General features: G+C 61.4%; 28 protein-coding genes, 1 tRNA gene and 1 pseudogene. 19 read left to right on the forward strand and 11 right to left on the reverse strand.

Going from position 1 to position 21,007, the window contains the following annotated elements; all coding sequences use genetic code 11:
• Positions 1–91: 91 nt before the first annotated feature.
• Positions 92–1,291: an enoyl-ACP reductase FabV gene (fabV, locus tag ACVWWJ_RS07880; RefSeq protein WP_456967316.1), complete on the forward strand. Its 1,200-nt coding sequence runs from the start codon at positions 92–94 to the stop codon at positions 1,289–1,291.
• Between the two features lie 160 nt (positions 1,292–1,451).
• On the opposite strand, the gene ACVWWJ_RS07885 is transcribed toward fabV, so the two are convergent.
• The 3 genes from ACVWWJ_RS07885 to gloB are packed head-to-tail and all read right to left on the reverse strand — an operon-like array spanning position 1,452 to position 4,338.
• The gene (locus ACVWWJ_RS07885; protein ID WP_456967317.1) at positions 1,452–2,300 is read right to left on the reverse strand and encodes an enoyl-ACP reductase FabI; all 849 of its coding nucleotides are present in this window, start codon (positions 2,298–2,300) and stop codon (positions 1,452–1,454) included.
• Complete coding sequence (locus tag ACVWWJ_RS07890; protein ID WP_456967318.1) at positions 2,234–3,574, reverse strand: transglycosylase SLT domain-containing protein; 1,341 nt, start codon at positions 3,572–3,574, stop codon at positions 2,234–2,236. The genes ACVWWJ_RS07885 and ACVWWJ_RS07890 overlap by 67 nt, the downstream gene beginning before the upstream one ends.
• Positions 3,571–4,338: a hydroxyacylglutathione hydrolase gene (gloB, locus tag ACVWWJ_RS07895; RefSeq protein WP_159897029.1), complete on the reverse strand. Its 768-nt coding sequence runs from the start codon at positions 4,336–4,338 to the stop codon at positions 3,571–3,573. Before gloB ends, ACVWWJ_RS07890 begins: the two co-directional genes overlap by 4 nt.
• A 121-nt stretch (positions 4,339–4,459) precedes the next feature.
• Here gloB and ACVWWJ_RS07900 point away from each other — a divergent pair, with 121 nt between their 5' ends.
• From ACVWWJ_RS07900 to dnaQ, 3 genes are read left to right on the forward strand one after another with little or no spacing between them, the layout of a single operon-like run.
• Positions 4,460–5,152: a methyltransferase domain-containing protein gene (locus tag ACVWWJ_RS07900; protein WP_456967319.1), complete on the forward strand. Its 693-nt coding sequence runs from the start codon at positions 4,460–4,462 to the stop codon at positions 5,150–5,152.
• Entirely contained in the window at positions 5,149–5,616 is a 468-nt protein-coding gene (rnhA, locus tag ACVWWJ_RS07905) for a ribonuclease HI (RefSeq protein ID WP_456967320.1), read from the forward strand. Before ACVWWJ_RS07900 ends, rnhA begins: the two co-directional genes overlap by 4 nt.
• Complete coding sequence (gene dnaQ, locus ACVWWJ_RS07910) at positions 5,613–6,338, forward strand: DNA polymerase III subunit epsilon (RefSeq protein WP_159895727.1); 726 nt, start codon at positions 5,613–5,615, stop codon at positions 6,336–6,338. Before rnhA ends, dnaQ begins: the two co-directional genes overlap by 4 nt.
• Before the next feature lie 24 nt (positions 6,339–6,362).
• Here dnaQ and ACVWWJ_RS07915 read toward each other — a convergent pair whose 3' ends face one another.
• Positions 6,363–7,067, reverse strand: coding sequence for a protein phosphatase 2C domain-containing protein (locus ACVWWJ_RS07915; RefSeq protein WP_159895729.1), 705 nt, complete (start codon positions 7,065–7,067; stop codon positions 6,363–6,365).
• 121 nt (positions 7,068–7,188) lie between these two features.
• Between ACVWWJ_RS07915 and ACVWWJ_RS07920 the strand changes: the two genes are divergently transcribed.
• The 7 genes and pseudogenes from ACVWWJ_RS07920 to ACVWWJ_RS07950 all read left to right on the forward strand — a co-directional run bounded on the left by ACVWWJ_RS07920 (position 7,189) and on the right by ACVWWJ_RS07950 (position 10,436).
• Positions 7,189–7,278, forward strand: a tRNA-Ser gene (locus ACVWWJ_RS07920).
• Positions 7,279–7,443: 165 nt separating this feature from the next.
• On the forward strand, positions 7,444–7,731 hold the full coding sequence (locus ACVWWJ_RS07925; protein ID WP_456967321.1) for a DUF6538 domain-containing protein: 288 nt from the start codon (positions 7,444–7,446) through the stop codon (positions 7,729–7,731).
• Between the two features lie 244 nt (positions 7,732–7,975).
• Positions 7,976–8,194: a hypothetical protein gene (locus ACVWWJ_RS07930; protein WP_456969680.1), complete on the forward strand. Its 219-nt coding sequence runs from the start codon at positions 7,976–7,978 to the stop codon at positions 8,192–8,194.
• A gap of 65 nt (positions 8,195–8,259) precedes the next feature.
• Positions 8,260–8,883 carry a hypothetical protein gene (locus ACVWWJ_RS07935; RefSeq protein WP_456967322.1) on the forward strand — a complete coding sequence of 208 codons (624 nt, stop codon included), beginning with the start codon at positions 8,260–8,262 and terminating at the stop codon, positions 8,881–8,883.
• Between the two features lie 179 nt (positions 8,884–9,062).
• Positions 9,063–9,158, forward strand: a pseudogene (locus ACVWWJ_RS07940) (hypothetical protein); the annotation flags it as partial.
• Positions 9,159–9,213: 55 nt separating this feature from the next.
• Positions 9,214–9,417 (forward strand): ImmA/IrrE family metallo-endopeptidase, encoded by a 204-nt coding sequence (locus ACVWWJ_RS07945; RefSeq protein WP_456967323.1) that lies wholly within the window; start codon positions 9,214–9,216, stop codon positions 9,415–9,417.
• On the forward strand, positions 9,414–10,436 hold the full coding sequence (locus tag ACVWWJ_RS07950; RefSeq protein ID WP_456967324.1) for a beta family protein: 1,023 nt from the start codon (positions 9,414–9,416) through the stop codon (positions 10,434–10,436). Before ACVWWJ_RS07945 ends, ACVWWJ_RS07950 begins: the two co-directional genes overlap by 4 nt.
• Here the strand turns inward: ACVWWJ_RS07950 and ACVWWJ_RS07955 are convergent.
• Positions 10,393–11,049 (reverse strand): hypothetical protein, encoded by a 657-nt coding sequence (locus ACVWWJ_RS07955; protein WP_456967325.1) that lies wholly within the window; start codon positions 11,047–11,049, stop codon positions 10,393–10,395. The two genes, ACVWWJ_RS07950 and ACVWWJ_RS07955, sit on opposite strands and share 44 nt — an antisense overlap.
• 63 nt (positions 11,050–11,112) lie before the next feature.
• Positions 11,113–11,418 (reverse strand): hypothetical protein, encoded by a 306-nt coding sequence (locus ACVWWJ_RS07960; protein WP_456967326.1) that lies wholly within the window; start codon positions 11,416–11,418, stop codon positions 11,113–11,115.
• A 220-nt stretch (positions 11,419–11,638) separates the two neighbouring features.
• Here ACVWWJ_RS07960 and ACVWWJ_RS07965 point away from each other — a divergent pair, with 220 nt between their 5' ends.
• The 3 genes from ACVWWJ_RS07965 to ACVWWJ_RS07975 are packed head-to-tail and all read left to right on the forward strand — an operon-like array spanning position 11,639 to position 13,379.
• Complete coding sequence (locus ACVWWJ_RS07965; RefSeq protein WP_456967327.1) at positions 11,639–12,451, forward strand: pentapeptide repeat-containing protein; 813 nt, start codon at positions 11,639–11,641, stop codon at positions 12,449–12,451.
• A gap of 3 nt (positions 12,452–12,454) precedes the next feature.
• Positions 12,455–13,084 (forward strand): nucleotidyltransferase domain-containing protein, encoded by a 630-nt coding sequence (locus tag ACVWWJ_RS07970; protein WP_456967328.1) that lies wholly within the window; start codon positions 12,455–12,457, stop codon positions 13,082–13,084.
• A complete protein-coding gene (locus ACVWWJ_RS07975) occupies positions 13,077–13,379 on the forward strand; it encodes a hypothetical protein (RefSeq protein ID WP_456967329.1) in 303 nt (100 codons plus the stop codon). Before ACVWWJ_RS07970 ends, ACVWWJ_RS07975 begins: the two co-directional genes overlap by 8 nt.
• Before the next feature lie 266 nt (positions 13,380–13,645).
• Here the strand turns inward: ACVWWJ_RS07975 and ACVWWJ_RS07980 are convergent, their stop codons facing one another.
• From ACVWWJ_RS07980 to ACVWWJ_RS07995, 4 genes are all read right to left on the reverse strand, one after another.
• Positions 13,646–14,290 (reverse strand): hypothetical protein, encoded by a 645-nt coding sequence (locus ACVWWJ_RS07980; protein ID WP_456967331.1) that lies wholly within the window; start codon positions 14,288–14,290, stop codon positions 13,646–13,648.
• A gap of 82 nt (positions 14,291–14,372) precedes the next feature.
• Complete coding sequence (locus ACVWWJ_RS07985; protein ID WP_456967332.1) at positions 14,373–14,669, reverse strand: hypothetical protein; 297 nt, start codon at positions 14,667–14,669, stop codon at positions 14,373–14,375.
• 159 nt (positions 14,670–14,828) lie between these two features.
• Positions 14,829–15,125, reverse strand: a complete 297-nt coding sequence (locus ACVWWJ_RS07990) for a hypothetical protein (protein ID WP_456967333.1) — start codon at positions 15,123–15,125, stop codon at positions 14,829–14,831.
• Positions 15,126–15,135: 10 nt separating this feature from the next.
• On the reverse strand, positions 15,136–15,375 hold the full coding sequence (locus ACVWWJ_RS07995; RefSeq protein WP_456967334.1) for a hypothetical protein: 240 nt from the start codon (positions 15,373–15,375) through the stop codon (positions 15,136–15,138).
• A 95-nt stretch (positions 15,376–15,470) separates the two neighbouring features.
• Between ACVWWJ_RS07995 and ACVWWJ_RS08000 the strand changes: the two genes are divergently transcribed.
• Together ACVWWJ_RS08000 and ACVWWJ_RS08005 are read left to right on the forward strand one after the other, a co-directional pair.
• Entirely contained in the window at positions 15,471–15,875 is a 405-nt protein-coding gene (locus ACVWWJ_RS08000; protein WP_456967335.1) for a hypothetical protein, read from the forward strand.
• A 52-nt stretch (positions 15,876–15,927) separates the two neighbouring features.
• Positions 15,928–16,149: a hypothetical protein gene (locus ACVWWJ_RS08005; RefSeq protein ID WP_456967336.1), complete on the forward strand. Its 222-nt coding sequence runs from the start codon at positions 15,928–15,930 to the stop codon at positions 16,147–16,149.
• Between the two features lie 5 nt (positions 16,150–16,154).
• Here the strand turns inward: ACVWWJ_RS08005 and ACVWWJ_RS08010 are convergent, their stop codons facing one another.
• Positions 16,155–16,343 (reverse strand): hypothetical protein, encoded by a 189-nt coding sequence (locus tag ACVWWJ_RS08010; RefSeq protein WP_456967337.1) that lies wholly within the window; start codon positions 16,341–16,343, stop codon positions 16,155–16,157.
• Between the two features lie 416 nt (positions 16,344–16,759).
• On the opposite strand from ACVWWJ_RS08010, the gene ACVWWJ_RS08015 reads away from it, so the two are divergent.
• The 3 genes from ACVWWJ_RS08015 to ACVWWJ_RS08025 all read left to right on the forward strand — a co-directional run bounded on the left by ACVWWJ_RS08015 (position 16,760) and on the right by ACVWWJ_RS08025 (position 20,868).
• Positions 16,760–19,363: an AAA family ATPase gene (locus tag ACVWWJ_RS08015; RefSeq protein WP_456967338.1), complete on the forward strand. Its 2,604-nt coding sequence runs from the start codon at positions 16,760–16,762 to the stop codon at positions 19,361–19,363.
• Between the two features lie 270 nt (positions 19,364–19,633).
• Positions 19,634–20,248: a hypothetical protein gene (locus tag ACVWWJ_RS08020; protein WP_456967339.1), complete on the forward strand. Its 615-nt coding sequence runs from the start codon at positions 19,634–19,636 to the stop codon at positions 20,246–20,248.
• Positions 20,249–20,274: 26 nt separating this feature from the next.
• The gene (locus tag ACVWWJ_RS08025; protein ID WP_456967340.1) at positions 20,275–20,868 is read left to right on the forward strand and encodes a hypothetical protein; all 594 of its coding nucleotides are present in this window, start codon (positions 20,275–20,277) and stop codon (positions 20,866–20,868) included.
• Positions 20,869–21,007 lie beyond the last annotated feature (139 nt).

The following is a 21,007-nucleotide window of genomic DNA, read 5'->3' on the forward strand; positions in this document are numbered from 1 at the left end:
AGGGGCCTTTTTTTGTCTGCCGTCCGTGCGGAAGCGCATGGTGCGTCGGGACGATTACAATGGGCGCCTTACTGCGTCAAAGGGACAACCCGTGATCATTACCCCCAAGGTTCGTGGCTTCATCTGCACCACCGCCCACCCGGTCGGCTGCGAGAAGAATGTGGAAGAGCAAATCGCCATCACCAAGGCCAGCGGCAGCTTTGCCGATGGCCCGAAGCGCGTGCTCGTGATTGGTGCCTCCACCGGCTACGGCCTTGCCTCGCGCATCACGGCCGCCTTCGGCCAGGGTGCCGCGACGCTGGGTGTGTTCTTCGAGAAGCCGTCGAGCGAAACGAAGACGGGCACGGCCGGCTGGTATAACTCCGCCGCGTTCGACAAGCTCGCTGGAGAGGCTGGCCTCTACAGCCGCTCGATCAACGGCGATGCGTTCTCCAACGAGACCCGCGCGAAAGCCATCGAGATCATCAAGGCCGACATGGGCGGGAAGATCGACCTCGTCGTCTATTCGCTTGCCTCGCCCGTGCGCAAGCTGCCGGGGACCGATACCGTCGTTCGCTCCGCGCTGAAGACGATCGGTGAGACGTTCACTGCCTCGTCCGTCGACACAAACAAGGATGCCGTGATCCAGGCATCGGTCGACCCGGCGACGGATCAGGAGATCCAGGACACCGTAACCGTCATGGGCGGTGAGGACTGGGCACTGTGGATCGAAGCCCTTACCAATGCTGGCGTGCTCGCGGATCACGCTACGACGGTGGCGTATAGCTACGTCGGTACGTCGATCACCTGGCCCATCTACTGGGACGGCACTCTGGGCAAGGCCAAGCAGCACCTGGATCGCACCGCGAAAGAACTCGGCGCGAAGTACAAGGGCCTGCGCGCCTACGTTGGTGTGATGAAGTCGGTCGTCACCCAGGCCAGTTCGGCCATTCCCGTGATTCCGCTCTACGTGTCCATGGTGTTCAAGATCATGAAGGCGAAGGGCATTCACGAGGGTACGATCGAGCAGATCAACCGTCTGTTCCATGAGCGTCTCTACCGCGCGGACGGCAAGGCGCCGGAAGTCGATGCGGAAGGTCGCCTGCGCCTGGACGATTGGGAGCTGCGTGACGACGTGCAGGACGAGTGCAAGGCGCTGTGGCCGACGGTGACCACGGAGAACCTGTGGACCGATACGGACTACGCCGGCTACAAGCACGACTTCATCAAGCTGTTCGGCTTCGACCGGAAGGATGTCGACTACGCGGCCGACGTGAGCCCGGACGTCCGCTGGAACGTCGTAGAAATGTAATTTGATGCTGTTGTGGGAGCCGCTTCAGCGGCGATGCTCTCGCCCGGTAGGGGCCGATTTATCGGCGATCCCTGACGGGGTCGCGAGCACCCATCGCCGCTGAAGCGGCTCCCACAGAGAGCGGCTCTTCCGCAGAGAGCGGGTCTCACTGATAGCGGGGTTACATCAGTCCGACGATGTTGAAGCCTGCGTCGACGTACGTGACCTCGCCGGTCACGCCGGATGCCAGGTCCGAACACAGGAAGGCGGCGACATTGCCGACTTCTTCCTGTGTCACGCCGCGCCGCAAGGGTGCAACGTTGTCGACCTGCTCGAGAATCCGCCGGAAGTTGCCAACGCCTGACGCCGCGAGTGTCTTGATCGGTCCTGCGGAAATCGCATTCACGCGCGTTCCTTCCGGCCCGAGGTTGTAGGCGAGATAACGCACATTCGCTTCGAGGCTGGCCTTGGCCAGGCCCATCACGTTGTAGTTGGGCAGGGCGCGCTCGGCGCCGAGATAACTCAGCGTGAGGATGGCGCCGCCGCGACCGGTCATCAGTGGGCGAGCCGCCTTTGCCAGGGCGGCAAGGCTGTAACTGGAAATGTCGTGCGCCACCGCGAAGTTCTCGCGCGTGAGGTTGTCGAGGAACTCGCCTTGCAGCGCCTCGCGAGGCGCAAACCCAACCGAATGCACCAGCACATCGAGCCCGTCCCAATGCTGGCCAAGTTCGGCGAACACACGGTCGATATGCGCATCGATACCGACATCGCATTCGAGCACGAGGTTGGAACCGAATTCCGCGGCCGCTTCCTCGACACGATCTTTCAGACGTTCGTTCTGGTAGGTGAACGCGAGCTCCGCACCTTCACGATGCATCGCCTCGGCAATACCCCAGGCGATGCTGCGACGGCTGGCAATGCCAACGATCAGGACTCGCTTGCGATGCCAGGAAGCCCATGGCCTCAGCGCGACGCGGTAAGGCGCAACACCTGGCCGGGCTTCACGGCCTGCGTCTGCAAATCGTTCCACTTCATGAGCTGCTCGACGCTCACCTGGTGACGGCGCGCGATCGTCCACAGCGACTCGCCGTCGTTCACCTTGTAAACGATGTTGACGGCGGGGGCCGCGCTGGGCTTGCTGCCCTTGCCGGACTTCGACGTGCTCGCAACAGCGTCCGTCTTGCGCGACTTCGAAGCCTTCTCCGCCTTGGCCGCCTTGGCCAGTTCCGCCTTCGAGAGCTTCGCGCCCTTACCGTTCTTGCCAGCCTTGCCACTCTTCGCGACAGGCGCATCGGCGACAGCGTCGTCCTTGTCCGACGAAGCAAACGAAGGGTCTTCGACCACGGCAGCCACCGGTCCGAGGTTGTACTGATCCGCCGCCGTCTTCGGCAGCAGCAGCGACGATGACACCGTGCCCTTGGTAGTGCGATACGCCGGATTGAAATCGCGCAGGTCGTTCATCGACAGGCCCGACTGCTTCGCCGCCTGGGCAAGCGACTGCGGATTCGACACCTGCACGACCTGCAGCGCCTCTTCGCCGTCCTGACGAGGGAGCCGCACGTTGAAGCGGGCGGGATCTCGCACGATGCAGGCAATCGCCATCAGCTTGACCAGATGCTCCCTGGTATTCGCTTTCATCGGGACATCCGGCAGGCCTTCTTCGCCGCTGGGGCCGCCGTGCTTGTCGATGGTCTTCTTCAGGCCGAATTCGCCGGCGTTGTAAGCAACGTCGACCAGGCGCCAGTCGCCGAGGTCGTCGTAGTAACGGCGCATCATGTTCATCACGGAGTCGGTGGACTTGGTGATGTCCATGCGCTCGTCGTAATTCTTCTCGACGCGAAGGCCGAGCGTGTGTGCCGTCTGCGGCATGATCTGCCACATGCCGGCCGGGCGGTTCTTCACGCCGGGAACGTGGCGATACTGGCTCTCGACCCACGGCAACAACGCAAACTCACCCGCGACACTGTGTTGCATCGCCGACTTGTGTGCGTAGACGATCAGCGGCAGCACTTCATTGACCTGCTGCTCGAAGCGGTTCGGCATCTTCGTATAGGTGCGTGCCCAGGCGACCACTTCGGGGCCGGCTTCGCAGCCCGGCATCGCGAAGCTGTCGCGCATACCCGACCAGAAATCAGGCGCCGTCGCCGGACGCATGAGCTTCGGCGACATCGAGACATCCTGTACCGGGGTAACAGCGGGCGCGGGCGTCAGCGACACAGGCACAGGTCGTTGCGGCGCGGCGGCGCATGCCGTCAGTACAAGCGGAATAAGCGCGGGAAGGATGCGTCGGGTGAGAGCCATCATGCGGTGAATGTGTCCTTGGCCCGACGTAACGCGGCGAAGCGTTCCGTCCGCGTGGCGGATTCCTTGCCCTGGGCTTCGACCCAGCGACGAATAGCGTCGCTGTCCACGCGCAGGAAGGGGTTGGTGGCGAACTCATCCGCGAGTCGGCTCGGCACGGAGGGCCGTCCTTCATCGCGCAGGCGCGCCACCTCGTCACGACGGAGGCGCAGGGGGCCGTTGTCCGGATCCACGCTGAGCGCGAAACGGATATTGGCCGCGGTGTATTCATGCGCGCAGCAGACCAGGGTCTCCGGCGGCAGATCGTTGAACCGCTCCAGCGAGGCCAGCATCTGCTCGGGCGTGCCTTCGAAGAGGCGGCCGCAGCCGACACTGAAAAGGGTGTCGCCGCAGAACAGGAAGCCTTCGCCGAAATACGCGATGTGCGAGCTGGTGTGGCCGGGGACGGCGATGACCTTGAAGGTTGCCGCCGGCGATTCCAGGGTGATGACGTCGCCATCTTCGACAAAATGGTTCTTCGGCTGGATGCGCGGATCCGCCGTGGCGTACACCTCCACGTCGTGGTCGCGGACCAGGTCCGAGACGCCACCGATGTGGTCGTTATGGTGGTGGGTGAGCAGGATCGCCTTCAGCCGCCAGCCTCGCTCGTCGAGCGCGGCCTGGACAGGGGCGGCTTCACCGGGATCCACGACAAAAGCATTGCCTTCGTCGTCGGCGACCAGCCAGATGTAGTTGTCGCTCAGAGCCGCGACGGGAACCCAATGCATCGGGCAGTACTCCGTAACCAGTTGGGCGGGGCGGCCGGACTATATCAGCCGGGTATATCCCACTCGTTAGGAGGTCGTTAACCCGTGCGGGCCCCATTCAAGATCACTACACTGGTCACACATGCCCACCCTGGCCCCCGACATCTATGCGACGCCGCAGATCGGCAAGCTGCTGGCCGATGAGGCTCGCGTGCTCTCGCCCCTGCTGACACGCTGCACCGGGGAGCACGGGCTGCACCTCACCGCGTCTCTCCAGGCTGATCCGCCCGCACTGCCCCTGCTGGGCCACTGGGCGACTGTCCGGGTCGCTGGGGCGTACCTGGGCGGCGATGTCCGCGCGAGTGGCCTGGAAGCCCTGCCATTCGCCGACGACGCCTTCGGGGTAGTGCTGCTCCGGCACGCCCTGGAAACCACCGCCCGCCAGGACAATCTCCTCGACGAAGCGATTCGCGTCCTCGCACCCGGCGGCATGCTCGCCATCACCGGCATACATCCGGTGGGATTCTGGTCGCCCTGGGTAGCCCGGCAGGCCCGTGGCACCCGCCCGCGCCTGACGTGGCCGTGGTGGTGGAGCCAGCGCCTGGTGCGCGACGATTTCGAGCTATCCATGCCGCGCCGGCTAGGCAGCGCATGGCCCCGGGCGGGCGGTTCGCCGATCGGCGAGTCCATGGTCGGTGGCGGATACATGCTTATAGCGCGCAAAAAGCGCCCGGCAGCGGTACCCTTGCGCCCCCGCACGGCGGCGGTCGAGGCTCCCATGCCCGGCACGCTCGCTTCTGGCGCCCGTCGTAACGCACGTGAGTCCCTGCCTTGACCGAAATCACCACCGAAACCGTAGAAGTCTTCACCGATGGCGCCTGCCTGGGTAATCCCGGCCCCGGCGGCTGGGCGGCCCTGCTGAGAGCCAAGGGCATCGAGAAGATGCTTGCCGGCGGCGAAGCCGACACCACCAACAACCGCATGGAAATGATGGGCGCGATCTCGGCCCTCGAAGCGCTGACGCGCCGCTGCCATGTGCACCTCATGACCGACTCCAAGTACGTCATGCAAGGCGTGCAGGAGTGGGTGCCGAAGTGGCGCCGCAACGGCTGGAAAACCGCCGACAAGAAGCCGGTGAAGAACCAGGATCTGTGGATCCGTCTCGATGCCGCGGCCGCCGCGCACACCGTCACCTGGGAATGGGTGAAGGGTCACGCCGGTCACGTCGAGAACGAGCGCGTCGACGTCGCCGCGCGCGACCAGGCCATCATTTATAAGTCGAAGGGGAAAGTGGCATGAGGCAGATCGTCCTCGATACCGAAACCACCGGCCTCGAAGCGCACCTCGGCCACCGCCTCGTCGAAATCGGCGCGGTCGAGATGATCGAGCGGCGTCGCACGGGCAGTCACTTCCATACCTACCTCAACCCGCAGCGCGCCATCGACGAAGAGGCGAGCAAGGTCACGGGTATCAAGGACGAACACCTCGTCGATAAACCGCTGTTTATCGAGAAGGTGGACGAGTTCCTCGATTTCATCCGTGGCGCCGAGCTGATCATCCATAACGCGGCGTTCGACGTGGGCTTCCTCAATGCCGAGCTGAAGCGGGCAGGGGAGCACTACGGACAGATTGCGGATTACGCCACGGTGCTCGATACGCTGCTGATGGCGCGCCAGATGTATCCGGGCCAGCGCAACAGCCTCGATGCGCTATGCAAACGTCTTAGCGTCGATAACACCAAGCGCGACGTCCATGGCGGCCTGCTCGATGCGCAGCTGCTGGCGGACGTCTATATCGCAATGACCACGGGGCAGGGCGGTCTCGAGTTTGCGTTCGACGCGAACGACGAGCGGGGTCGCACCAGCGTGCTGCAGGACATCGTGATCAAGCGCCGGCCGCTCGTGCGTCACGCCGATAGTGAAGAACTCGCACGGCATGCCAAGCGCATTGAAGCGCTGGACAAGTCAGCCGGTGGGCAGAGCGTGTGGCGGAAGATGGAAATGTCCGACACGATCCACTGACGTTCGGTGTTTGCGTGCTGCCGCTCAGGCAGCAGCGCGCAGCAGGATCGCCGTGATGTTGTCGCGTGCGCTGCCCGAGAGAGCAGCGAGGATGAGGTGGTCGACACCTTCCTGGGCCGCGATATCCGTCCGCGAGACGATGGCGCCGATGCGCGCGTCGTCCACTTCATCGGTAAGGCCGTCGGTGCACAGCAGGAGGCGTGCGCCGGAAGGAATTTCGCCCCGGGCCAGGCCGATGTGCAGCTGGTCCGGCGAGGTGATGCCCAGGGCCTGCGTCAGCACGCTGCGCTGCGGATGGGTCCGTGCCTGTGCCTCGGTCAGTTCGCCGGCTTCGACTAGTGCCTCGACGATCGAATGGTCGTGGGAGAGCCGCTTGAGCTCGCCGTCCCAGATATAGATGCGGCTGTCGCCGACCCAGGCCGCCTCGTAGGCGCGGCCGACCAGGCGCACGGCGGCGATGGTGGTGCCCATGGGGCGGGACTCGGAAAGGCCGCTGGAGCGGGCGATCAGCGCCTCGTTCACCCGCTGGATCGCGTCCACCAGCGACTGGCCGGCGGTCACCTGAGCCACCACGCCATCGCGCGCCGTGGCCGAGGCCACCTCGCCGTGCTTGTGGCCGCCCATGCCGTCCACGACCAGGAAAAGCCCGAGCCCGGCGTCGGCGTAATAGGTGTCCTCGTTACGCGTGCGGCGGAGGCCCGTGTGCGTGCCGTGTCCGAACTCGATCATGGGTGCCTTCGGGTCAAAATCTCACCAGAGAATGCCCCATCAAAAGTCGGTTGTCACGGCAGAAAAGACCCACTATCATTGCGGGCCCGGCAGAGCGAAAGCCCTGCCGACGACCGTTCCCGGAGAGGTGGCAGAGTGGTCGAATGTACCTGACTCGAAATCAGGCGTTGGTGAAAGCCAACCGTGGGTTCGAATCCCACCCTCTCCGCCATTTCGCAGAAAAGCCCGCCAAAAGCGGGTTTTTTTGTGAGCGGAGAAAAAGCCTCGGGGCACAAATCGGGACACGCGAGGCCCCGATGAGACTCCCGCATTATCTTGTTTGTTCGCCGTCCGGTACCTGGCATTTCCGCCAACGGGTGCCCACCGCGTCCATGCTGTGCTCGGGACGAAGTGTCTCAAGCGTTCCCTGCGGACCCGCGACCCTCTAAACGCCCAACGGCTCGCCCTCGACATGGCAGAGCGCTATGCTCGGGTCATCAGACAGGCAAGGGGAATGCACGTGTCAGGGGAAGGGAATCCGTCGGTGGCGACTGCTGTCGAATCCGCGAAGGACAGTGAGGGATACACGCTCACCATCAAGCCCGACGGCACTTTTCAGCTGCAAGCTGAGTCCGGCCCCGACCATGTCGATGCCATGGATGTGTTATGGCAAATACAAAGCTAATTTAGCCTTGTAAGGGCGGCCTGCTTCCCCTCCACGCTTGCCAAAAAACGCCCCCTTGACGGCCCGAAAATCCAGGGTAGACAGAATGTCGCACTGACGCTTTTTCGTCAGCCAGAACCCTGGGCAGGGAGGCCCCATCTATGAACTATCAACTTCAACGCGCCCTCGAAGACGCCGCCTGGCACGGTGACCACATCGCTGTTGCCGCCCTCATGTCGAACCTGCTGGTGCGCGCTCCACCGCACTGCGTCACGCCGCCCATCGGGGGCACTGGCGGTGTGTCCAACTTTCCCTGCCAGTCAGTGACCCCAATGAGCGGAATGCAGAGGCGCTTTGGCGGGCCGCCGAACACGGCCATGCCAAGGTCGTCCGGTTACTGGCGCCGGTGTCTGACGTCAGCTGCTGGGAAGACTGGATGTGGATGGACCTTCCGTCCCGGAGCGTCACCCTCCTGAACTCCTGAAAGCGGGCTGGCAGCCGGGTGAGAACTCGCCCACAATGTCGCATGGGACGAGACGGGGAGCAGGTATGAAGGACAAGCCAGGCCAGAAATATCGACGCAAGGCTTATGGCTATGCTTTCATCACCGGAGTTGCCATCTTGGGACTGTTTTTTCAGGCCTGGCGCGTTCATGCCTTCGACGTGCAGGACGCTGTCCGGCATATGCCGCATCACGCCGCTCATTCCAAGGACGCGGCTCCAGTGCCTGCGTCGACGGTCACGGCGGCGGTTGCCACGAGAATGCCGGTCACCGCATCGTCGGCCCCGCAAGAGAACCGTTGGAGCGACGGGGACGTCGTGTCCGCGCTCAGCAGCTTTTACCAGACCATCATTACCTTCATGGGGATTCTCATCGCATTGATGGGAGGTTTTTCCGTCCTCACCTTGCGGTTCTTCTCGAAGGCAGCCGCTGAAGATATGGCGCACGAAGCAGCGCAAAAGGCGATGTTCCATTACCTTGAAACGAACAAGTTCCGGGAGGACGTGACCTACGCGGTTCAGGAAATTGGCCTATCGGGTCAGATGGAATCGGTTGAAAAAGATTTGGTCGAAATCAAGAAGCTGCTGAAAACGAAACAGCCATCTTCGGTTGATACCAGCGAAGATGAAGAAGGCACCATTGGTTTTCCTCCTGACCCAGGGGCGACCTGATGGCGATTGTCCGAAAGAAAACTGTACAGGTACCCGCCGCTGGTGCTGTCGCGAGGATGACCGGGCCGGAACTGGTGTCGCGTCTCAAATCTGCGGGCCTTATGCGCCTGCCCCTCAATGTGCGGGGCGTTGCCGAATATCTCGGGCTTGAGGTCGTAGAAGAACCCATGGACGATGACATGTCCGGGTTCCTAGAAATCCGCAGCGGACGTTGGGTCGTGGGCGTCAATGCTTTCCATCACGTCAACCGGAAAAGGTTCACCATTGCCCACGAAATTGCCCACTTCCTGCTGCACTCGGATGGGCAGGTAGAGTTTCGGGACAGGACTTTTGCCCCGCCGCACGAACGACCCGAGCCGGATGGAGCGCGAGGCAGACCAGTTTGCAGCCGAGCTTTTGATGCCGGCAGACGATGTCAAACAGAAGATTGCAGCAGGCGAGACTTCCCTGTCTGCCCTCGCCGCCCAGTTCGGTGTCTCTGCGCTGGCAATGAAGTACCGCGTCCAAAATCTCGGATACCTGGTTAACCAATGACGGACTACCTTCCCATCCTTCGCTCACGTGCGGCAGAACTTCGTGGCCTTCGTGAGTTACCCCGTGATGCCCGGAAAAAGCTTTTCCCGGTCGTGGAGTTGACGCGCTCCCGGCGAACCCCAAAAAACACGGGCGCAGTTGTCAGCAAGAGTGTGGAACTGGTCTGCGAAATCCTCGAAGACACTCCATTCGTCGCCGACCTCACGTCTCTCGAGAGTTTGCAAAACTCCGAATTCGACCGGTTGCTGGATGACAGCAACGACTTCAGGACTTGGACTGATTTTGCACACGCCAATCTCCCGGACCACTGCGTTCCTGTCGTCCACCTTCTTGAGCCCTTCGAATTGCAGCCATTTCTGGCGCAGGTCGGCCGTCTTAGGGAAAAGTTTCAGCGCGTCGCCGTTCGGATTCCCACGTCCTATCGTGATTTCGAGGTGTTCACGGCAGCCCTGAAGGGCTTGGCCGATTTTCAGGATGTCGTTCTCATCCTAGATGCCGGTTTCATCACTCGCGCCACCATCAATGGTGCTGCCGCGCGACTGGTAGAAATGCTGAACCTCGTGGGCAATCTCGGCCTTCGCCACCTGTCCGTTGCGTCCAGCTCCTTCCCGAATAGCGTCGTCTCGGCAGGCGGGGGTGATGACACGGGCGAATTCCGCCTGCTGGAAGTCGACCTTGGCAAGTGGTGCAAGGGCCAATTTCCCAGCTTGTCTTACGGGGACTACGGGGCAATCCATCCGATGGACTTCAAGGGAACGGTAACGAACTGGGTTCCCCGGGTGGACGTCATGCTGGATGACAGCTTTTATTACTACCGATATCGACGCTCAGACGGCGGCTATATCCGGGCAGCCAAGGATGCGCGCATGGATGGCAGGTATGTGTCATTGCCCTGCTGGGCGCACGACAACATCGACGCGGCGGCGGCGGGCAATCCTCCCGGCCGCAGTCCGTCGTTTTGGATTGCCAACCGTGTCAATTTTCATCTGGCGCGCCAGATTTCCCGTCTGGGTCTGTAATCCGGTCGCCGAGCGTGAGCATTCTCACGTCGTCCAGGGTGACCGTATTTCCAAGCTCCTGCCGAAACGCCTCAAAGCGGAGCTGGAGCCGGTCGTGGACGGAAGCAAGGGCAAAGTCTGAAAGAGCCATCTGTGGGACCGCTTTCCTGACTAGGTCGGCAAGTCCCTCGTAATGACCTCCGCCCGCTCGCCCCTGAGCGCGCAAGAGAGCCTTCAGGTCCTCGGTTCTCAACCACCGCAATGCCGCTTCAGGGGTAAGGCGTGTCCGCGTCCGGGGCTGGCGGATGCGGATGAGACTGGACCCTTCGAGGGTCAACAATCCTGCTGAGCGGGGGAGCCTTGTTCGAAGCGCATCCAGCCAAGCAGCATCCGCGACCACCGAAAAATCCAGAAACATCGCGTTGTAGCCTTCCGCCTGGCCCGCCAGTTTGTCCAGATTGTCGCGGGGGCCCTTTATTTCGAGCGCGCTGAGGCGTGTCGGTGACGCAATCACCAAGTCCGCCCTGAACTGACCCTCCCCAAACCTTACCTCGGTCCCAATGACCTCATCGAGGGTCAGGGACGGAAGAAGGGCGGAGATGACCAAGGCTTTGAGGTCGTCGGCGTACGTCATTTGCGCGAAATCAGGGAACCGGTCGGCCATTCTGGCATACCACGTTCTCCTTGCCTTGAGCCCTCACCGGGACCGCATAGCGGTTGCGGCCATCGCCTGGTCCAGGGCACCGGAAAGCTCCAGCGCGGCCAGTGCATACCCGTCGTTGGGCGGCTTGCCTGGCTCGCCGAGGAGCTGGACGACATCCACAGCCGCCTCCTGCACATCACACAGGTGCGGACCGGATGCGCGGCGTGCAATCAGGTGGGCGCGGAAGGGGGCTTCTGTCAGGTCGCCACCCAACAACGCCTCGCTCAGTGCGACCCCGTCCGCCGTGAGCCCTGCAACGTCCAGGATGGCTTGTTCGTTCGGAATGGTTGGCCTCGACAATGCGACATTGTAGTGGCGGGCACCTTGCCGATGCAGCAGGGGGGGGCGACCCGAACCGGCAAGGGGAGCTTTTGCCGGTTCAGGCCGGCCTGTGGAGAGGCTCGCGCGAGACCGCTCCTGTTACCCGTCAAGATGCGACAATCGGTGTCATTGGGTCGCCCACCTTGGTCGCCCTGAAACTCTCGATAAAAACATCCGGCGGGAAGCCAAAGGAGTGGGTGTGGAAGAGGAAATCAGGCCGTTGCTAAAAGCAGGGCCGAAATCAGAACAGAAAGACCTGCAATTTACGGGGGACGTCTCCGGGGACACTTACGCGAACACCATCTTCATCCGGCTGACGGCGGTCAAGCGCCGTTTTGTGAGCGTTGATTTCAAATATTGCACGTTCGACACATGCTACCTCCGCAACTGCACGTTTGACTCGTGCGATTTCACCGGTTGCCGATTCGTTGGCAGCAACTTGTCTGGGTCAAGCTTTTCGGGCTGCAACTTCGAGTACGCCACGTTCGAAAGAACGGACATCGACAGTGACATCCTTCGTGTGGGGTGCCCTTCACGCGAGAATCTGGCCATGCGGTTTTCCCGGTCCTTGAGGCTGAATTTTCAGCAGATGGGCGACGTGGACGCCGTCAACCGTGCTATCCGTGTCGAACTGGATGCAACGCGAGTCCATCTTGAGAAGGCATGGAAAGCCAAGTCTTCATATCACTCGAAAAAATACCAGGGCTGGGTGCGGGTCAAGTATTTTTTCCGTTGGTTCCGCTTCCGGATATTCGAAATCATTTGGGGTAACGGTGAGAGCGTGTTGCGGCTCTCAGTCTCTCTCGCGGTTGCGATGATTCTGGTGGCAGCAGCGGAGGTGTTCGCCGGAGCAACAGTGGGCAACGCACTCGCAGACTCTCCTCAGGTGTTCCTGGGGGTTGCCAACCCCATGAATTTCCCGGGATGGGTGATGGCCCTCATCGTCTTGGTCCGTCTCGTGTTCTTCGGCATGTTCACGTCGACTCTCATCAAACGCCTGAGCAGGAGGTGAGGGATGCACCTGTATGCCTTCGGTTCTATTTGCCGTGGTGAAATCGAGCCGGCGTCTGACGTGGACCTGCTGGCCCTGGTCGACGGCATGGATGCCCGCTTTGACCCCATGGTTTACTCAATTTATTCCTACAAGCGGATAAGCAAACTCTGGGAAGAAGGAAGTCCCTTCGCCTGGCACCTGTGGCGCGAGTCTCGGCTCATTCATGCGGACGGCGGTAAGGACTGGCTCCGGGAGCAAGGCTCCCCAGCTGCATATGCCAGCGCCACAAAACACTGCTTGCGTTTTTACAGCATTTTTTCGGGAGCTAGTGCCGCCTTGAACGGCCAGACCCCCAGCGTGGTGTTCGAGCTGTCAACGGTGTTTCTTGCCATGCGGAACTTTGCGACCTGTTACAGCCTGGGTTTTTTGGAGGTGCCTGATTTTTCACGGCGCTCTCCGCTGCGTATTGGCGCGATGAGCGTTGGGATATCCGAGGAGGAATTTCGGGTATTCGAGCGGGCAAGGCTGCTCTGTACGCGTGGCTTCGGCAGGGTGCTGCTAATTGAGGAAGTGCAACTTGCCCGGGTTGCATTGGCAAGGATTGAACTGTGGATGGTTACCCTGCTGGAGAGGGCAGGAATACATGAATGATTTCATCAACCGGGTTGACGCCCAACGGACGGTACTGAATCTGGCCAACGCCCACACCCGTGAGCGGGAGGAGCTCTTCGGGCTTTCGGAGAAGGCTATTCACCGCTGGGAGTCAGCCAACAGTCTTGACCCCGGGCAGCCCTTGTCTGTCGCACTGAGGGACGTCTCCATTGCCTTGCAGTTCTTAGCCAACAAAAGCCAAGAGGCGGTGACGGAGGAATATCAGGCCAAGTCCTCCCAAGTCTTCCTGCTTATAGACCGGGTCCGGGCGATACTTCTGCGGACCAACGGTTGACCCTGGTGCCGGTTTAGATTCCTTGTGGGGATGTGGACGGGGGCTTGCCGTCTTGGCACCTACCGTTCAACATGCGACGCACATATCAGTCCACCGATTTGGGCCTGCAAGGCTCGTGAGAGTAGCGGGCAACTGTCTCCCGCCCTCTCCGCCAGTGAACCTAGAAAAGCTCGCTAAATGAATGCGGGCTTTTTTACGTCTTGCCGAAGTCCTACCCATCTTTCTGCTCACCTATGGAAACGATGCCAAGTACGACGCGGTGTTACTTAATGAGACTCTTTCCAGCCTGACGGCACAGCGACGTCATGCCCAATCGCCGTTTTCCGTTGGGTGGATGTCATCGCCTTCCAGACGCGGGTCCGCTGATAGTCCGGCATCGTCCGGAGGTCCTCGACGCGACGCGCCTTTTTCAGGTCAGCGCGGAAGAAAGATGGATGATATTCGATGGCCGCCTCGTCGAGCCGCCAGAACGCGATTTGGATCTGCTTCGGTGTAAGTGGCTTGTCGGCAAGGTAGGCATCGAGCGCGCCCTGCAGGACAGGATGAGGCTCCTTCGCCAGGATTTCGCGAAGAGCTCGCTCACACGCATCGCGCTGCATGCGTTTCACCGCGGCATTGATTCTTGCCTTTGCGGCAGCTGGCGCCAGGCGCACGCCGCCGGCGACCACACCCATCTGCCATCGCAGAATGCACTTCGACCCGACCTGCAGCGTCCGGTCCGTTAGACCATTCCGAATCTCGAAGTGGTAGCGGAGCGACTCTTGCTCGCACAGATGGCACCGCTCGGTCGCCCGCTCATGGTCTTCGGTGACGCCGGTCCACGCCCACTCATAGAATGCCGCCGGCAGGGCCTGCGCCTTCGATAGTGGCAGGATGTTCGCCGCAACGCGGCTCGGGAAGGCGTCGGCCATGTCTCTTCTCCTTGAATTTCCGTTGGCTGGCACGAACGCTATCACCCCGGAGTCGCTGGCGTCCCCTCGACTGCACCGATAGTCACTCCGGTGTGGAAGAGGGCGAGTCGAAGAACTGGCATGCCGGCGAGTTCGCGAGGATGTCGCTGCTCCTGTCGCGGGTCCAGTTCGCCTTGGTGAGCTGGCGCTTCGGAAAGGACTTCGCTCCGCCGCACACGACCGAATAGCTGGCGCAGTTTCGGCACCACTTTTCCTCCGGACCCGCATCTGGTGTACCGGCATAGCCATGCGGGCGAGTGTACTGTTTGCTGTCCTTGGGGCCGCGCCCAGGTCCCATGGGCTGGCCTGCCGGCGCCTCGCCAAAGAGATCATGGCTCACGAGCGCGCCGCCGAGGCGGAGATAGGCGATCCCCGATAATCGGAAGCTACTTGCCCTGGTACGTGCTCCATGCGCCAGAACTCCACGACCCAGACCTACGGGTTGTCGGCCCATCGCGCGCCCGGCTTGGCTAAGGCGCTCCATAAGCTACTGGACTGCTCACGCATATCGACCGCGCTGCCGTTGCTGCGCACCCGGTCGTGCGTCGCCTTCGGCGACGGCTTGCTCCATCGTGATGTCCTGAAGCCGCTCGAAACGGACGGCGGTTACCTCGAGCCAGATGCGGGCTGCCCACTTCGGCATGTGGATGCTTGGTTGCCACTGAATCTCAAACCTATCCCAGCTGGCGCGGTAGATCACAAGTTCCGGCTTTCGGTATTCCTCGGGCACCTCAGTCCAGGTCCATTCGTAGCGTGAGGATTCCTTCGGTAAGTCCGGTAGCGCCGTCTTGCGCAAGTACATCCGGTCACCGACCTTCGCGATCGGACAAAGGTTTGGAAGCCGCAGTGCGCTGATGTCGTTCCACAGTCCACAGTCCACGGCGAGCGCGGAAATTCCACGCACAGCCTGGCGCGTCGGACTTGCCAAATTCGGTGACCGGACCAAACCTTTCCAGCCGAGTGACCAGGCGGCGGGTCACCGTCTTGCGGGCTTCGAGCACCGCGCGCACCGTGGCGTCATTCATCAGGATGGGAAGTTCACGCATTGAGGGTGCTCCCTTTCTGCAACTCGCGGCGAGCCAATTGACCTTGAGTCAAAACGCTGGCCAGAATGGCGCTGCCTCCAGGGGGTATCAAAGTCATGAGCACGGTTCTGAGCTTCTGGGAACGGCCGGCCGGCAACGCACTTCGTTGGATTCTGCTCGTGCCAGGGGCGCTTGTCAGCAACGTTCTCGTATATTTCGTAGCAAACCTGTTCTTCAATTTCGGTGCTTGGTTGAGCGGTGAGGCGACACATACGCCTTGGATCACCATCATCACCATGGCCGCTGCGGGCGGCGCCTTCGTTGTTTGCGGATCGCTTGTGGCCCCGCCGCGCGGGAGGCGTACCGCGTCTATCTTGCTTACCACGGTGTATTGCCTGTTGTGCCTCATCGGAGCCTTCATCTCGTTCGCGCAGCGGAACTGGGGAGAGATGCTCGGAAGCTGTACTTCTGCAGTTGCTGCAATCGTGGCCGCGAAGTCCGTGCACGACGAGATCTCGTAGTGAAAATCAGCCCTCCCGCGCAGCGCGTTACATGCAAAAAAGGATTTCACACATGGCTGTATTCACCGATCACGAGTCGAACGCTTCCCACGACGGGCACGCGTACGCAGTTGTTGTTCGCCACTGGCATGGCGGGGGCTATACGCTGGACAAGGTCCATGTTGTCGGCGTGGGCAACCGGAAGGACTCCGACCATAGCTACGAGACCCTCGAAGAGGCACGGATCGCCGGCGACCTTCTGGCGCGGCAGGTGATCGACGCTGAGTTCGGCTGAGGCGATCACGGCTTAACCGCCTTGGCCCGATCACTGGCCTTTTCGCCGGCGGCGTGCGCGTTAGCAAGACCAACGAAATCCCAAATCTCGTCTGGGAGGAGGTCGCCACTTTGTACCTCGGCGTCGAGCTGGTCACCGTTCGGGCCGAACAGGTTCGGCGTTGCCGCGCCGTTCTCCACGGCGATATCGAGCACGAAGCCCTCTTGAAGTCCGATCAATGATCGGCGGCGGATAGCGCTGGCGGTGAATCGCGGTCATTTAAGCAGCGAGCTAGCCGAGCCCGGCGTCGGGCGGAACATGTCTATCGAACCTTTCTGGATAAAGGTGCCAATCTGACTCCGCCAATATTGGCGGCGATGACGGTCGAAGAGCGGGGCTTGGTTGAGCCGGTCGTCACCGAAGGGGACCCTCATCGCGTGTTGGCAGGTCCGGTCATCGAGGAGCGGCTGGTTTACCGTCCGCCCGGTCTGCGGCCCCGTCCATAGGCTTATCCGAAAACGCGCATGGTCTTATGGCCTATGGACGCACGCTGCCCGACACGGGGGCGTATCCTGCGCTCCGCTCGCCGAGGCGAAGGGTCACGGCGCAGGACGCCAACAAGGGAACCGCGATGACGATATTGGATGAAGTTCGCCGATGGGCGAGGGGCCTGCCTGCCTGGCAGCGCGAGGCCGCTGGTCGGTTGGATGAGAAGGTTTCCCTGGCCGGATCCGACGACGATGACCTGTATGCGATCCTCAAAGCGGCGCGTGGCATCGAAGATCCTCAGGGTCGGGAGCCCCGGCCCCTGGTGGCCGAACCGGCGAACATCCGGCTGAATCTCGGGGAGCCGGTTACCCTCCTCGCGGTGACGGAGGTGCGTCATGTCAATGCGCTCGCCACGAAGGGGGCGCTGACATTTTCGCCGGTCGGACTCACTGTCATCTATGGAGCGAATGGTTCCGGCAAGTCGGGATACGCTCGGGTTCTGAAGCAGGCGTGCTTCGCCCGGGATAAGCGAGAAAAGGTGTTGCCCAACACCGATCTTCCAGCTGATCAGGTAGGAAATCCGAGCGCGGATTTGCTCGGTTCGATCGGCGGAGTAGACACACCGGTGACCTGGGTGAATGACCAGCCATCAGCGACGATTTTGGACCGAGTTGCGGTGTTCGATCACACCTGTGCCCGGGCATTTTTGGATAACGAAGGGAGCTTTGCCTACGCGCCCGCCGGCCTGGATATCCTGGCCGATCTCGGTGCGGCCTGCGTTCGGATGCGGGCCCGTCTTCAGAGAGACATCGATGACTCGGCGCCCAACATTCTTCCTCTGAAAGACCTTGCTAGTCGGACATTGACTGCGGCCGGAAAGGTTGCCGCCGCCGTGCCGGTAGGAGCGTCCGAAGCGCAGGTCATCGCAGCGGCCGGCCTGAGCAAGGAACAGGCCGAACGGCTTGAGACCGTGATCCGCGCCATCGCCGCGCCCGATCCTGCTGCACAAGCGACCGCCCTTCGTCACCAAGCCCTTCGTATCGGCGCAATCGGTGCTGCGATCACCGCCGCCCTTGAAAGGGTCAGCGGTCAAAAGGTGACTCATCTGAAGGGGCTAATCGCTGCCTCAAACGAGGCCAAGGCGGCCGCCGAGCTCGCCGCTAAAGTGTTCCACGACAGGCCAGATCAACTGCCCCAGACCGGTAGCGAACCCTGGCGCACAATGTTCGAAGCAGCCCGAACATTTGCCGTTACATCAGAGCCGGTGAAGGCGTTTCCCCACCTGCACATTGGCGATACCTGCCCGCTCTGCCAGCAAGCGTTGGACGAGCCCGCTGTGGCCCGCTTGATCGAGTTCGAGACCTTCGTCACCGGCAAGATTCAAACGGCGGCCGATGCGGCCAGGGAAACCGCCACTGTGGCCTTTAGGCAGGTGCGCGAGGCCAATGTGGACCTCGGACTTTCCCCTGCTGCCCTCGCGGAGCTTAAGGGATTTTCCGACGAACTTGCCGGTCAGTGCGAAACGTTTCAGCAGTCACTGAAGGACCGGCTTGCCGCCATCCTAAAGGCTGCGGGGAAAGGCACCTGGGACGCGATTCCGGAAGTGGTGCCCGATCCGGGCGGCAACCTCAACTGGATCGTGGGCGACCTCAGTAGCCGCGCGGCAGCCATGGAGGCGGCTGCCGATGAAGCGCAGAAGAAGAAACTGATCGCCGAGCGCGACGAGCTGGAGGCACGGCGGCTTCTGGGCGACTTGAAGGCGGTGGCGGTCACGGCCATCGAACAACATGCCTACCGTGAAAAACTACGTTCTTGCCTTCCCGATGTCGTTACGACCAGCATCACGCGGAAGTCCACAGAGCTGACCAACGACATGGCCACTCAGCTCCTGATGGATGCGTTAAACGAGGAACTTTCTCAGCTCAACATCGCAAACCTGCGTGTGGCGATGAAGGCGGAGGGTGAGCGGGGGAGGGCGTCGTTCAAATTGGTGCTTGAGCGGCCTGGGAAAATGCCGGCCAGCGATGTGCTCAGTGAAGGAGAGCAGCGCGCCGTTGCGATCGCCTCCTTCCTCACCGAGCGCCGGCTCTCCGGTGACGGCAGCGGGGTGATCTTCGACGATCCCGTTTGCTCCATGGACCACCGCCATCGGCAGCGTGTTGCGCGACGCCTGGCTAAGGAGGCCGCCGGCCGCCAAGTTATCGTGTTCACCCATGACATGTTTTTTCTGTTCGCGTTGATGGACGAGGCCGAGAATCTGGAAGTCGAGATTGCGCCGCGCACGGTGTCCCAGACGCAGGATGGCTTCGGGGTCACCACCAATGAGCTCCCCTTCGACGGGTCCACTACGAAGGCTCGCGTGGGTTGGTTAAAAAACGAGCAGGTCGCATGCGACAAGCTGAATCGCTTGGGCGAGCAGGCCGCTTACGATAGGCGCGCCCGGGACCTCTACACGAAGCTTAGGGAAGCATGGGAGGGCTGCGTCGAGGAGATGTTGCTTAACGGAACGGTGGAGAGATTCCGTAAATCGGTGGAGACCAACAGGCTGAAAGCCGTTGAAATCACCGAGCCCGATGTCGAAAAAGTCGTCGAGAACATGAGCCGCTGTTCGAACTACGCCCACAATGTGGCCCGGAGAGCGGAAGTCGAAATACCGACGCCCGAGGAAATCGCCGCCGACATCAAGGTCCTGGACGACTGGCGCAGCGAGCTGGAAGCACGGAGAAAAAAGACCAAGCGAGGTTGACGGTCGCGCTTTTGAATGTCGTATTGGGATCAGCCGCTTGAGCAATCGTCCGCGTCATCTAGGATGATCTTTGGCGGCCGGCCCTTTTTGACAGCCGACGTCCCCCCGGATTTGAGTAGCGCCCCCGCTTCCGAGTCCTTTACCGGAGCAACATCCTTGAACGGGCTCCCGTACTAGATCGTCTGATCTTTCAAAGCTCTTCGCGTGCCGCTATAACCGCTAGCTTGCGACGCAACACGACGGATAGTCCCAAGACCTTAAGGAGCTTCGATGACTGAACAACACCCACGCCTGCGCGCCATCCCGCGTGGTACACGCTCTGCTCCCCTTCTCATGTTTGCGTTGCTCGTGGCTACGCCACTGGTCAGCAAGGCGGCAAACATTCCTGCCAACTTTGAGAAATACGCAACAACGGATGTCGGCAGCGGACTGAGTTGTGTTGTCGGCGCGGTAACCAAAAAAGGCGAGATGTCGCATGGACGCGCCTATGTTTACCTGGAGAAATCCGCGTCACACAAAATCCGCTGGATTACGCCGATCCCTTTGCACGCCGGCTGGTACCAGAATCGCGCGTCGCACTGCGTAGCAGCCGGCGATTCTATCTATGCGCTCGTCCAGTCCGATACGAATGCCGTGCCGGTACTGTCGCAGACATTGATCAGCATAGCGGCGCTTAACCAGGCTAGCGGTCGTATGGAGTCGAATGACCCAGTGATAGTGTCGAACCTGAGGGGGGCTCACACGGTCTTTGTTTATGAGGGCGCAGAAAACTTCCGCTTTGCAGATGGAAAAATCGTTGTAACCGGAGAATGGGCGACGAAGGGTGACGCGGCCGACACACGGACGCCGTTCGAGACCAGCGTGCCGGTAGCGATTTCACACTAGTTCGCCGCCGACATGGAGATGACACGATGTTGAAGCATCTGGCCTGGGCAGGCCTTTTTCTCGGGGGCATGACGTCCGTCCACGCTGAGGGCCGACTGCAGGCGACTCTGGTGCCTAGTGATTCGGGAAATCCGACGAGGCTCGTGTTCACCCTCGCCAACACCGGTGACAAGCCGGTCGCCTTCGAACGGTTCATAACGCCGCTGCAGTTGCTCGATGACGTCCACACGTCGGTCATGCAGTTCGATATTGAAGACATTTCGACGTCCGACCATGTCCATGCGGAGTACCGTGGCTATTCCGTTCACCTGATTGGTCATCCCGTCGAAAACTTCATGACCCTCGACCCCGGCCGGTCGGAGTCTGCAACGTACGACATCGAGCCGGACTATGTGCTCGTGCCAGGCAAAACCTATGCAGTGACCTTTCGTATGATCGTCGGTCTCGGACCCGTCGACGGACGCGGGCTCGATTTGCCTTCAAACCTGCGCGTGCCGCGCCGACAGGAAATTCGCAGCAACACCGTCATGGTGTCGATACCCGAGGGCCCTAGTGCGGCCGCGATGCAGGCCAGGCGAGCCATTACCGCCGTATCAAGTCCTCCGGTCGACGTCCCCTAGATTTGCGTAGGGCCCCGCCTCCGACGTTCTCTAACTGAGGCTATCTCAGCGGAACATCGGCACAGCGGCGAGAAGAGAGGCTGAAGCCCAGCCACGGAGACACCCGACAAAGGCCACCCCCGTCAATTGGCAGACAGCC

The sequence above is a fragment of the Luteibacter sp. HA06 genome, assembly GCF_054061215.1.